The sequence below is a fragment of the Okeanomitos corallinicola TIOX110 genome (assembly GCF_038050375.1).
GTDB lineage: Bacteria > Cyanobacteriota > Cyanobacteriia > Cyanobacteriales > Nostocaceae > Okeanomitos > Okeanomitos corallinicola.
Genome location: NZ_CP150886.1, coordinates 641879 through 655290 on the forward strand (window position 1 = coordinate 641879; position 13412 = coordinate 655290).

Genomic DNA, 13412 nt, shown 5'->3' on the forward strand with positions numbered 1-13412 from the left:
CCCAATCCAAAATCTAAAATTCTTGTCTCCAAAATGGTATCAGTGAATTTAGATGATCTGTTTTCTCAAAACAAGTTTGATGGCTGATATTACCCAGGGAAGTTTAATCAGGACAAGAAATACTGAAAATGGCTGTAGAGACCATAAAACAGTATAGAAACAGTTTATGTTATTCCTAGCAAGTGGTTGACTATCTTTAAGGTAAGCTTCTAGAGGGAGGGTTCGATGAAGAAGAATTTTATGGAACTTAACCTAAACTTTATTACCAGTTAGCAAAGCATCCAGTTTACTTTGACGCTCTAAGGCGTACATATCATCACAACCACCAATATGATCATCATTGATGAAAATTTGGGGTACAGAACGTTTACCGTTTGCCCTTTGAGCCATTTTATTTCTTGCTACCTCATCGCCATCAATGTTGTATTCCAGAAAATCAATACCTTTGTTTAACAATAGGTTTTTGGCACGAATACAAAATGGGCAAGTAGTCCAAGTGTAAATTTCTACTTTTGCAGTCATAACATCCTCAATTTGAGCAAATACTTTTTAATTTTAGACTGTTGCTACTGAAATTAGAAAAGGGAGCTTCTCCCCATTTTCCGCCAGAATGGTTTGATAGCTACCCTTGGGGAAGTCAAAATTCAAAAGTTTGGCCAGAAAAAGTTAATCGCAGTCTACAGCATACTGAATTAACTGGGATAAGCGCAGACGTAGAGTTTCTAAGCCTAAACGTTGACTCGCGGAAATAAACACCGCTAGAGGAAATTCTTCCCTCGCTAAAGCTAGAGACTCACTGTCAACTTGATCAATTTTGTTAAACACAACCAACGCAGGACCAGGAGTAATGGGCATTTGTGCCAAAATATCCCGTACTGAACGAATATGACTCAACCAGGCAGGATGGGATAAATCTACTAGATGTAATAGGGCATCCGCTTCCGTGACTTCCTCTAAGGTGGCGCGAAAGGCATCCATTAAAGAAGCTGGCAACTCATGAATAAACCCTACAGTATCTGTAATTAGAGTTTCCTGGGGTTGATTTGTATCTGCATGGGGAATGGTCAAGCGGCGGGTAGTGGGATCAAGGGTGGCAAATAATTGATCCGCTGTGTAAACTTCAGCGTTAGTCAGGGCATTTAGTAAGGTAGACTTACCTGCGTTGGTATAACCGACTAAAGCTACTGAAGGTACTTCCCGATGTTGTCGCCGTTGCCGTAAGCGACAGCGATGGGCTTGTAGTTGGTTAACTTCTTGTTGTAGTCGAGAAATTCGCCGTTGAATTGCCCGTCTTTCTGTTTCTAGTTTGGTTTCACCAGGTCCACGAGTCCCGATTCCACCCCCTAGTCGGGACATGGCGCGGCCTCTGCCAGTGAGTCTTGGCAGCATATATTCTAACTGTGCCAGTTCAACTTGTAATTTACCGGCACCAGATTGGGCGCGTTGGGCAAAGATATCTAAGATTACTTCTGTACGATCAACTACTCTGACACCTATTTTCATTTCTAGATTGCGGGCTTGAGCGGGGGAAAGATCCCTGTCAAATACCACCAGGTTAGCTCCCAAGGTTTGGGCTGTGAGGGCTACTTCCTGGACTTTACCTTCACCGATGACGGTTTGGGGATGGATGCGCGATCGCTTTTGTTGCAGTGTCTGTAAAACGTCACCCCCAGCCGTATCTACTAACCTAGCTAGTTCGGCAATGGTGTCGTGGAATTGTAAGGGGGTCATATCGTTAGTTTGTACCCCGACAATCACCACCCGATCATGATCTGCGTCTACTTCCTGGGCGATATATTCCCGCTGGAATTCTTCTTCTAGACTTTCTACCAAGTCCAGAAAATCCTGATCGGCGATCGCATCCACACTCAACGGCGGGGATATGTGGGCATATAAAGCCGAATCTGGGGTACTAATTCCCGATGACTGAGTTAAAACTAATTGTTTGCTATTGGCAACTAAATGCGCCAAATAAGCCTCTTTTACGTAACCAGTTGCACCCCCACCCCGGCGGGTAAATCCCGTACCAGTGATATTCAACACTACTAGAGCATCTAATCTTTGTAATGCCATTGCTGTCAGTGCCGCCTCATTTGGTGGTTCTGGCTTGAGGTGGGTAGCTATACAGCGAATCCCACTCAGACGCTCTGCACCATAACGGGGTAGTTCTAAGGGTGGAATTTGGGTTTGACGCGGAGTGCCTACCCCCACCCGGATTACTTGTCCGCGACGGTTGAGATAGGCACATACTGGTTGATTTAATTCCGTACTAATTGCTGCCAGCCGTTGAGCGAACTCCGGTGTTGTCATGCGATCGCTCGATATACGCTGGTGGTACAGCCGCTGTAGTTGTTTTAGCTGGCTGGACTTTAAACCTTGGAGATTTCCGAAGATAGTCTCTATAGGCGCTTATGACCAGTAAACTGGCCCCCCCAAATAGTTCTATATGTTTATTTTAACCTATCACACGGGAAGCATATTTGTCAGTTGGGGGATAGTAGGAAACCTGAAATTTTTCCAAATAGTTATGAGCAGGTTCTTCATCATCTAAATCTGGAATAGATGTTAATTGCAAAACATTTAATGATTTCCAATCAAAAAAGTCCTGGCAGCGATGAATGAAATAATCTATTAGAAAAGGTCTGCCCAGAAAAACAAAACTTACAGGTATGTTATCCCTAAAACTTTCTCGCAGTTTATTCAAGTGATCTAAAATTGGTGGCACACTACTTAAATCACTAGAGTATTTTTCTGTGATTTTGCCAAACTTATCTTTTTCATACTTATACAATGAATATTCTAAACCTTGAATAAACAAGATATCAAATTTCTTATTTTTATAGAGGTTCGAGATCCGATTATATAGAGTATTAATTGGCTCAATTAGATGTAATACCTCTAGCTTTTTCTCTGGTATATCATGGATAATTCGTAAAAAAACTTTCTTTGCTTCTATTGGTGTACACTCGACAAAAAATAAGCCAAACTCATTTTTGTTTTTGCGTTTTAGAGCATTTAAAAAAGTTTGATATTCTTCGTATCCTTCCGGAGGTAAGTCTTGATCCCAGTCTATAAACTCTAAATTCATGGGAGATTTTCTAAAGCTTCTTTAAATTCTTGAATGCCTTGAATCAAGGGATGGATATCATACCAACGCTGCATTTCTCCATCTGCATCCAAATAGCGATATTCTAAAAGACAGCGATTAAACATCAAATTCCGATACTGATTATCGTTAATAATTCGCTTAGAACGAGAGACTTCTGCCAATAAAATCCATTGATGGTTTTCCACGGCTCGTCTGTAGGTATCCCTGGCCTGAGTGATAGCACGCCGAACTGCTCTTTCGGAAATTGGTAAATCTTGAGTGCGTCCTATGGCATCCTGAGTTAACAATAGCAGATTTCTGACATGACCTCCACTCATTAAACAAAGTCTTGCTAAAGTTTCTGGATTGTCAAATATTTCTGTTTCTATGGGTTTATCTGGTGCAAATTGCCTAATTCTTCGGGAAATTACCTCTTTCACTTTATTTATTCCTGGTTCATAAATTTCACCTTTGGGAGTACGTACCATGATCATGGGCAAAATTTGGGGATCACCATATATATCTCTGAGATCCGTGGCTCTGGTAGAATAAACCATGGCGATGGGAACTGTATAAATTAAATGGCAATCTAAAGCTTTTAATTGTTCACAGCGATCTAAAAAAACTTCTTCATAGTTAGTTCTATCTCCGTCTTTTACTAATACCATACGGTCTAAATTATCAATAATTACTGCCAATTGATTACGATTGGCTGGTAGTCGCTTTCTAACATCGGCGATAAATTCATTTAAAACTTTAATTAATGTGACAGTATGAGGATTGACTTTATCTCGAATCTGTTGTCTCAGTTCGGGAACTGCTCTTAAATTAGCTGTCAATTTGGCAAACTGACAAATTTGCATCTCTACATTCATATTCTCAATCTGAATTTCTGTCAGTGCTAAATCTTTTAAGTCTTGCCAACGTTCTTTGAGCCAATTTAAAACTGGTTTGGGATCTCCCATGGTTTGCAAATCTTGCAGTAACCGCCGAGTACAAGCTAGTAATATATCTGTATATTGGGCATCTTCGGAATCAATATCTTCTTCATCTGCTGCAAAATAAACTACATAAAATTGTCTGGCTTCTAAAGATTCTTTGAGTCGGAGTAATTCTGTAGATTTACCTGCCCCTCTGTGACCTGAATACAATTGGCAGGTGTTTTGATTTGCTAACTGAATCCGATTTCCTAATTCTTCTAAAATATCTGCATCTCCCCGCACGTCTTGACAGTCTACATAGTTGGGATCACCAGCGGGTAAGGGTTGAAATGGATTAAAAGCATTGTATAGTTTTTTCAGTAATTCGGAATTGCTGGACATAAGTAAATGACCTGGTTAATTTAGGGTAAATAATATACTACTTCCTGCCTACTGCCTACTGGCTAATACCCCCTATCACCTATGCTCACTTAATTCATGCCTTTTCGGATTAATTCCTGAAAGCGGATATCTCCCCGAATATGCAAAAAATCCAGATCAGCAGCTGCCATTTTTGCAAATTCCATAGGTTTAAGATTAATAGCTTGCTCTAAATTTTCTAAAGCTTGTTCAACATTACTTTGAGCAGCATAACAACAAGCTTTATTGTACCAAGCATAGTAATCATCAGGTTTGATTTTCAAAGCTTGATCATAGGAAAAGATTGCTTCTTCAGTTCTTCCTAAGTCATCCAGTGCATTACCTCGGTTATTCCAAGCGTAATGATCATGGGGCTGAATTTTCAGAGCTTGGTTATATGATATGACAGCTTCTTCGTTGCGTTTTAACTTTCTCAGTGCAATACCTCGGTTGTACCAAGAATAGTGGTCATGATGGTTAATTTTCAGAGCTTGATCATAGGACATAACAGCTTCTTCATACCTGCCTAAATTCCGTAAAGCAATACCAAGATTATTCCAAGCATAGGAGTCTTGAGGATTGAATTTAATTGATTGGTTGTATGATAGGATCGCTTCTTCGTTGCGACCTAAATTTCGTAGTGCATTACCTCTATAATACCAACAATAGGAATAATTAGGTTGAATTTCTAGGGATTTATCATAACAGGAAATGGCTTCTTCGTTGCGACCTAAATTTTGTAGAGCATTACCACGATTATGCCAAGCATAATTATCATTGGGTCTAATTTTTAATGCTTGATCATAAGATAAAATAGCTTCTTCATTACGTCCTAAAATCAGTAATGAATTGCCACGATTATACCAAGCATAATTATCATCAGGTTTAATTTTTAGTTCTTGCTCATAAAATGTGATTGCAGTTTCGTATTCTTCAGCCGAGTAAAGCAAGTTACCCAATTCAAATATTAAATTGGCTTTGTTACTATCTGTTTGATGCTTGTCGGTTAGCAACTCTTGAATTTCTAATACTTTTTCTATTTTTTCTTCAGGAGTAAGTTGTAAATATTTTTCATAGTCTCCTTCTAATACAAGACGGCGAGATTCTTCTTCAACTAATTCTGGTGTTGTAGGTAGTTCATAGACTCCAGAACGCCAATCAAAAAAGTCGGGTGCGCGATGGATGAGATAATTTAGGGAGAATGAACGTAGTAAAAATACAAAACAAAATGGGAAATCATCTCTAAATCTTTCTCTTTGCTGGTTGAGGTGATTTAGTATTGGTGGTACTTTTGTTAAGTTTATAAATTGACCTTCTGTGATTTCTCCAAAGTTTCTTTTTTCATATTTATAGAGTGAATACTCTAGACCTTTGATGAGTAAAATATCAATTTTTTTACCTTGGATAAAAGAATTAACTTGCTGATATAGTTTATCAATTGGTTCAACTAAACGCAATATTTTAATATTTTTGTGAGGCAGATCATGGGGGATTTGATTAATAAAACGATCTGAATCTACGGGATTACATTGCACAAAATATAAGCCAAACCCTGTTTTTCTTTCTAGGGAGCAGAGTAAATCTTGATATACTTCTTGAGGATCTGGGGGCAAGTCATCATCCCAGTGACTATAAATTAGTGTCATATATTTTTTATAGTAGATGCTGTCATAAAAACTGAAAGAGTCATGAATTTAATATTCTTGGCTAATTTTTTGAATTTTGATATTTATTCATGATTTCGATAATTTTATTGGTGTAATTACGGAAAATAAACAGAAAATTAAAACATTACTAATAGTCAAATTTGATGGTTTTTTATGAAGGTTTTTGGCATTTTTATACATTTTGATAAAAAATGGATTTCCTAAAATGGAATTAAATTTATTTATAATCTTGACTGTCTGTTATGTATGATATATGACTCCTGTGTATAGAACAGTGAGCAAAGTAACCGCGAGACTAGAAAATTATTACAAAAGTTAGTTTTAAACTTATTATAAGTATTGACGCAAAAATAGTGTAAAAAATTATTGTCTGTAATAGACCTGTCCGAAAAAGAATAAAATCATGGTATAACTGCGAAGAAATGGTGTTTTTTACTAAGTGTCATGAGTAACATATTTGAGTATATTTAGAACAATCCTCATGAATCACAGCGGTTATTAGTACTAAATTATGAGAAATTAGAACAACTGTTAAAGAAAGCAATAAAGCTAGATAATAAGAGGATGTTTGAAAAGTCAAAGGTAGTCAATAATCAAGCAAGTCGTCTGAGCATAATACGAATCATTGCAATATACATAAAAGTTTCAGAAGTTTGGAGTAATCTTTCATAATCCTTGCTCAAACGGCGACTCCAATTGAGCCAACCAAAAGTTCTTTCTACAACCCAACGCTTTGGTAATAGTACAAAACCCTTCCTCTCTAAAGGTCGCAGAACAATCTGGACAATCCAAAGAAACATATCCATGACCCAATGTAGAAAATTATCCATCCGGAAAGTGACAAAACAGGGTTATATAAACTTACTGGATTTTTCCCGGATTTCTCACAAGAAGAAAAAATCATTGATGAAAAGCCACAGCAAGTGGCATTTATTTGATACATGAAGCGCGGCGATGATAAAAAATAAATGTCACCGTATAAATTCAACAAAAGTCGTCAAATATATCATATAAATGTCTTGGTATATACGGATATAAAAATTATTTTAGTGAACTTAGACATCAAAAAACAGAGTTAAGAAAAAACAAGTTTTTTAACCCTAATAAAAACTAGAAATGAGCGTGATAATTGCCGCCAAAGAATTAACCAGGATTGGGTAACAACTGCAAACAACGGTAAGCAGTCGCATAAATATCCTTGTAGGGACAAGAACTATTAATCGCAATTAAAACTCGTCTGGTTGTTATCTTAATCAAAGCTCCTAACTTCAACAACTTGGTACGGATAGTACCAACTTGTGCATTCTGTAATTCAGTTTTAACTAAACTTTGTTTAATGACTCTCTGTAATTCTGATAATGCTCCTGCTGCTGGGTCTACGTTTGATGGTCTTAATTTGGCTGCTAATAGATGTTTGCCACAGAATATATATAGTGGTGCATAACAATATGCTCCATAATATGTGTTGAAAAATACTTGTTCTTGATTTCCATGTACTAAATCATCTGTCACGTCTAGGTCTAAGATTATTTGTTTTGGTTCTTTTGGGTATGATTCTAGAAATATTTTGATAAATAATTTTTCTATTTCTGCTGTTGAGTGTCCGATGCGATGATATCTACTTTCTGTTCCCTGTTCTATGTTTTCTGGACAATGTTCTAAACGATTTAATGTACTTTTCCCTGCTAATATTATTGGTTCATTCTCTTGATTTATTCTTTTTCCTATGAAGAGAGCGAACATTGGGTCATGTCTTAGTTCTTCATGGTCGTTGAGGTCTTCATATCCCATGATTAACCCATATATTCTTTGTGCTATGAGGTTTTCTATTGAATATTGTTTTCTATTTGGCTGCCTGTAATCTTGGAAACATTGCGCTAGTCTTGATGTGATTTGCAGTTTTCTGTCTATCTCCGCAATTAAACTTAGTCCTGCATCTGATGTTACTCTTCCACCCTGGAAATTTACTACAACTGGCCGAGCTTTTTCTCTTTCAAATTTGAACTGCTTTGGTGTACAATCTGTTGATACTGGGGTCATACTTTATAACTGTTGAAATGCTTTCTACATATACATTTTCTCAGTTTTTGACCCCTTTTTTTTATTTCTTTGTGAGAAATCCGGGTTTTATGGGTTTCAACCCTGCTATCTCAAATATTGATGAACTTGCTAAGAAGTAAGACCTCACAAAAAAACCCTTATCCAGAAGCAGTTACAGGTTATTTTCCCAAAGAATCCCAAAAAAGATAGAAAAAGTAGTTGACACAGAAAGAGAGAGTTGCTATATTTATTTGGGTGAGGCAAACGAAGCCCACAACTGAACCGAGACAAAATAATACTTTGAAAGAATAAAGACGACCATTCCTCGTCAAAGAAATTTCAACAAAGAAATCCTTGTAAGGAAGAAAAGAGGATTTCGGAGTAGAGAAAAATAATAGTAAGAGCTAAACAAACAAACCAAAACGGAGAGTTTGATCCTGGCTCAGGATGAACGCTGGCGGTATGCTTAACACATGCAAGTCGAACGGTCTCTTCGGAGATAGTGGCGGACGGGTGAGTAACGCGTGAGAATTTGGCTTTAGGTCGGGGACAACAGTTGGAAACGACTGCTAATACCGGATATGCCGGAAGGTGAAAGATTTATTGCCTGAAGATAAGCTCGCGTCTGATTAGCTAGTTGGTAGTGTAAGGGACTACCAAGGCGACGATCAGTAGCTGGTCTGAGAGGATGATCAGCCACACTGGGACTGAGACACGGCCCAGACTCCTACGGGAGGCAGCAGTGGGGAATTTTCCGCAATGGGCGAAAGCCTGACGGAGCAATACCGCGTGAGGGAGGAAGGCTCTTGGGTCGTAAACCTCTTTTCTCAAGGAAGAAAAAAATGACGGTACTTGAGGAATAAGCATCGGCTAACTCCGTGCCAGCAGCCGCGGTAATACGGAGGATGCAAGCGTTATCCGGAATGATTGGGCGTAAAGGGTCCGCAGGTGGAACTGAAAGTCTGCTGTTAAAGAATTTGGCTCAACCAGATAAAAGCAGTGGAAACTACAGAACTAGAGTACGTTCGGGGCAGAAGGAATTCCTAGTGTAGCGGTGAAATGCGTAGATATTAGGAAGAACACCGGTGGCGAAAGCGTTCTGCTAGGCCGTAACTGACACTGAGGGACGAAAGCTAGGGGAGCGAATGGGATTAGATACCCCAGTAGTCCTAGCCGTAAACGATGGATACTAGGCGTGGCTTGTATCGACCCGAGCCGTGCCGTAGCTAACGCGTTAAGTATCCCGCCTGGGGAGTACGCACGCAAGTGTGAAACTCAAAGGAATTGACGGGGGCCCGCACAAGCGGTGGAGTATGTGGTTTAATTCGATGCAACGCGAAGAACCTTACCAAGGCTTGACATCCTGCGAATCTCGGTGAAAGCTGAGAGTGCCTTCGGGAGCGCAGAGACAGGTGGTGCATGGCTGTCGTCAGCTCGTGTCGTGAGATGTTGGGTTAAGTCCCGCAACGAGCGCAACCCTCGTTTTTAGTTGCCAGCATTAAGTTGGGCACTCTAGAGAGACTGCCGGTGACAAACCGGAGGAAGGTGAGGATGACGTCAAGTCAGCATGCCCCTTACGCCTTGGGCTACACACGTACTACAATGCTACGGACAAAGGGCAGCTACACAGCGATGTGATGCAAATCTCATAAACCGTAGCTCAGTTCAGATCGAAGGCTGCAACTCGCCTTCGTGAAGGAGGAATCGCTAGTAATTGCAGGTCAGCATACTGCAGTGAATTCGTTCCCGGGCCTTGTACACACCGCCCGTCACACCATGGAAGTTGGTCACGCCCGAAGTCATTACCCCAACCGCAAGGAGGGGGATGCCGAAGGTAGGACTGGTGACTGGGGTGAAGTCGTAACAAGGTAGCCGTACCGGAAGGTGTGGCTGGATCACCTCCTTTTTAGGGAGACCTAATCCATTTAGAAATCGAAAGCAATCAGCAATTAGAGACTAAATTGGTCTACTCTAGGTCGGTCGAGATTGGTAAGTTCTCTTTCAAAGTATTATTATTGCTCTGGTCAAAATCAGCAACTAGTGAAAAGCTAGACTGCTGGTGAAAGCCAGTCAGAACCTTGAAAACTGCATAGTAACGCGAAGCAGGCAGTCGAAAGACTGTCAGATGGAAGAAACCAATGGATTGTGGTCAAGCTAATAAGGGCTAATGGTGGATACCTAGGCACACAGAGGCGAAGAAGGACGTGGTTACCTACGAAAAGTTCCGGGGAGTTGGAAGCAAACTGAGAGCCGGAAGTGTCCGAATGGGGCAACCCTATATACTGCCTGTTGAATATATAGACAGGAAAGAGCCAACCCAGCGAATTGAAACATCTTAGTAGCTGGAGGAAGAGAAATCAAAAGAGATTCCCTGAGTAGTGGTGAGCGAAAGGGGAAGAGCCTAAACCAACAGGTTTACTTGTTGGGGTAGTGGGACAGCGATATCGAATCTAGAGACTAGACGAAGCAGCTAAATACTGCACCAGAGGGGGTGAAAGTCCTGTAGTCGAAAGTTGAAGGATAGTAGCTGAATCCCGAGTAGCACGGAGCACGAGAAATTCCGTGTGAATCAGCGAGGACCATCTCGTAAGGCTAAATACTACTGTGTGACCGATAGTGAACAAGTACCGCGAGGGAAAGGTGAAAAGAACCCCGGAAGGGGAGTGAAATAGAACATGAAACCGTTAGCCTACAAGCAGTGGGAGTCCGATTTAACGGATGACCGCGTGCCTGTTGAAGAATGAGCCGGCGACTTATAGGTACTGGTAGGTTAAAGCGAGAATGCTGGAGCCAAAGGGAAACCGAGTCTGAAGAGGGCGATAATCAGTATTTATAGACCCGAACCCTGGTGATCTAACCATGGCCAGGATGAAGCTTGGGTAACACCAAGTGGAGGTCCGAACCGACCGATGTTGAAAAATCGGCGGATGAGTTGTGGTTAGGGGTGAAATGCCAATCGAACCAGGAGCTAGCTGGTTCTCCCCGAAATGTGTTGAGGCGCAGCGGTAATGATTAAAACTGGGGGGTAAAGCACTGTTTCGGTGCGGGCTGGGAGACCGGTACCAAATCGAGACAAACTCAGAATACCCAGTGAACACATTGCCAGTGAGACGGTGGGGGATAAGCTTCATCGTCAAGAGGGAAACAGCCCAGACCACCAGCTAAGGTCCCCAAATCATCACTAAGTGATAAAGGAGGTGGGATTGCACAGACAACTAGGAGGTTTGCCTAGAAGCAGCCACCCTTGAAAGAGTGCGTAATAGCTCACTAGTCAAGCGATCCTGCGCCGAAAATGAACGGGGCTAAGTGATGTACCGAAGCTGTGGGATTAACTAAACATTAATCGGTAGGGGAGCGTTCCGTAGTAGGGAGAAGCAGTAGCGGCGAGCAGCTGTGGACGAAACGGAAGTGAGAATGTCGGCTTGAGTAGCGCAAACATTGGTGAGAATCCAATGCCCCGAAACCCTAAGGGTTCCAGAGCCAGGTTCGTCCACTCTGGGTTAGTCGGGACCTAAGGCGAGGTCGAAAGGCGTAGTCGATGGACACAGGGTCAACAATCCCTGACTAAGATATGGGAGCATTGCTAGGGACGCATGAAAGATAGCCATACCCTGATTGGTTTGGGAGGGGTTTACGAACTCCGTTTGGTGAAGGATAGTGTCAAGAAAAGCTAGTAATGTGATGAAGATATCTTACCCGTACCCGAAACCGACACAGGTAGGGAGGTTGAGAATACCAAGGGGCGCGAGATAACTCTCTCTAAGGAACTCGGCAAAATGGCCCCGTAACTTCGGAAGAAGGGGTGCCCACGAGAGTGGGTCGCAGTGAAGAGATCCAGGCGACTGTTTACCAAAAACACAGGTCTCCGCAAACTCGAAAGAGGACGTATGGGGGCTGACGCCTGCCCAGTGCCGGAAGGTTAAGGAAGTTGGTCAGTGGCAACATGAAGCTAGCGACTGAAGCCCCGGTGAACGGCGGCCGTAACTATAACGGTCCTAAGGTAGCGAAATTCCTTGTCGGGTAAGTTCCGACCCGCACGAAAGGCGTAACGATCTGGATGGTGTCTCAGAGAGAGACTCGGCGAAATAGGAATGTCTGTGAAGATACGGACTGCCTGCACCTGGACAGAAAGACCCTATGAAGCTTTACTGTAGCCTGGAATTGTGTTCGGGCTTGGCTTGCGCAGGATAGGTGGGAAGCGATGAACTTCTCCTTGTGGGGAGAAGGGAGCTAACGGTGAGATACCACTCTGGCGAAGCTAGAATTCTAACTCATCTCCGTCAGCCGGAGAGAGGACAGTTTCAGGTGGGCAGTTTGACTGGGGCGGTCGCCTCCTAAAAGGTAACGGAGGCGCGCAAAGGTTCTCTCAGCACGCTTGGAAACCGTGCGGCGAGTGTAAAGGCAATAAGAGAGCTTGACTGTAAGACCGACAAGTCGAACAGGTACGAAAGTAGGCCTTAGTGATCCGACGGTTCAGCATGGAATGGCCGTCGCTCAACGGATAAAAGTTACTCTAGGGATAACAGGCTGATCTCCCCCAAGAGTTCACATCGACGGGGAGGTTTGGCACCTCGATGTCGGCTCATCGCAGCCTGGGGCGGAAGTACGTCCCAAGGGTTGGGCTGTTCGCCCATTAAAGCGGTACGTGAGCTGGGTTCAGAACGTCGTGAGACAGTTCGGTCCATATCCGGTGCAGGCGTAAGAACATTGAGAGGAGTCCTCCTTAGTACGAGAGGACCGGGAGGAACGAACCGCTGGTGTACCAGTTATTGTACCAACAGTAGACGCTGGGTAGCCACGTTCGGAGCGGATAACCGCTGAAAGCATCTAAGTGGGAAGCCCACCTCAAGATGAGTGTTCTCACTACTTTAAGTAGGTAAGGTCACGGGCAGAACACCCGTTCATAGGCTTTAAGTGGAAGTACAGTAATGTATGTAGCTGAGAAGTCCTAACAGACCGAGGGCTTGACCTCTCATCTCATTGGTCAATCATATTTCGCGTTACTTGCAGTCTTCAGGGTTGCTGTTTGATTTGTTATTTTTAATTCTTTAATCACGAATTACGAATTACGAATTACAAATTAGCAATTAAAAGTTTTCCTGGTGTCTATTGCGCGGTGGAACCACTCTGACCCCTTCCCGAACTCAGAGGTGAAACGCTGTTGCGGCCACGATAGTCTGGGGGTTGCCCCACGCCAAAATAGCTCGATGCCAGGGCAATAATTCACACAAAAGCCTCCTCTCTATTAATAGAGGGGCTTTTGTTTTTTGGGATGCA

At 42.2% G+C, this 13412-nt stretch carries 6 protein-coding genes, 3 rRNA genes and 2 pseudogenes; 3 read left to right on the forward strand and 8 right to left on the reverse strand.

Annotated features, from left to right (window positions below; all coding sequences use genetic code 11):
- Positions 1 to 252 precede the first annotated feature (252 nt).
- From grxC to WJM97_RS02710, 8 genes and pseudogenes are all read right to left on the reverse strand, one after another.
- Positions 253 to 522, reverse strand: a complete 270-nt coding sequence (grxC, locus tag WJM97_RS02675; protein ID WP_353931515.1) for a glutaredoxin 3 — start codon at positions 520 to 522, stop codon at positions 253 to 255.
- A gap of 144 nt (positions 523 to 666) precedes the next feature.
- Positions 667 to 2403, reverse strand: a complete 1737-nt coding sequence (gene hflX / locus WJM97_RS02680; RefSeq protein ID WP_353933089.1) for a GTPase HflX — start codon at positions 2401 to 2403, stop codon at positions 667 to 669.
- 52 nt (positions 2404 to 2455) lie between these two features.
- Positions 2456 to 3088 carry a hypothetical protein gene (locus WJM97_RS02685; protein ID WP_353931516.1) on the reverse strand — a complete coding sequence of 211 codons (633 nt, stop codon included), beginning with the start codon at positions 3086 to 3088 and terminating at the stop codon, positions 2456 to 2458.
- Entirely contained in the window at positions 3085 to 4410 is a 1326-nt protein-coding gene (locus WJM97_RS02690) for an ATP-binding protein (protein WP_353931517.1), read from the reverse strand. Before WJM97_RS02690 ends, WJM97_RS02685 begins: the two co-directional genes overlap by 4 nt.
- Positions 4411 to 4499: 89 nt before the next feature.
- Positions 4500 to 6074, reverse strand: coding sequence for a tetratricopeptide repeat protein (locus WJM97_RS02695; RefSeq protein WP_353931518.1), 1575 nt, complete (start codon positions 6072 to 6074; stop codon positions 4500 to 4502).
- Between the two features lie 614 nt (positions 6075 to 6688).
- Positions 6689 to 6886, reverse strand: a pseudogene (locus tag WJM97_RS02700) (transposase); the annotation flags it as partial.
- Positions 6887 to 7238: 352 nt separating this feature from the next.
- Complete coding sequence (locus tag WJM97_RS02705) at positions 7239 to 7370, reverse strand: hypothetical protein (protein WP_353933090.1); 132 nt, start codon at positions 7368 to 7370, stop codon at positions 7239 to 7241.
- A gap of 57 nt (positions 7371 to 7427) precedes the next feature.
- Positions 7428 to 8135, reverse strand: a pseudogene (locus tag WJM97_RS02710) (IS1380 family transposase); the annotation flags it as partial.
- 419 nt (positions 8136 to 8554) lie between these two features.
- Here WJM97_RS02710 and WJM97_RS02715 point away from each other — a divergent pair.
- The 3 genes from WJM97_RS02715 to rrf all read left to right on the forward strand — a co-directional run bounded on the left by WJM97_RS02715 (position 8555) and on the right by rrf (position 13351).
- A 16S ribosomal RNA gene (locus WJM97_RS02715) occupies positions 8555 to 10041 on the forward strand.
- A gap of 241 nt (positions 10042 to 10282) precedes the next feature.
- Positions 10283 to 13107 (forward strand): 23S ribosomal RNA (locus WJM97_RS02720).
- Between the two features lie 126 nt (positions 13108 to 13233).
- Positions 13234 to 13351, forward strand: a 5S ribosomal RNA gene (gene rrf / locus WJM97_RS02725).
- Together the 16S, 23S and 5S rRNA genes form the textbook arrangement of a ribosomal RNA operon.
- The last annotated feature ends 61 nt before the right edge of the window (positions 13352 to 13412 follow it).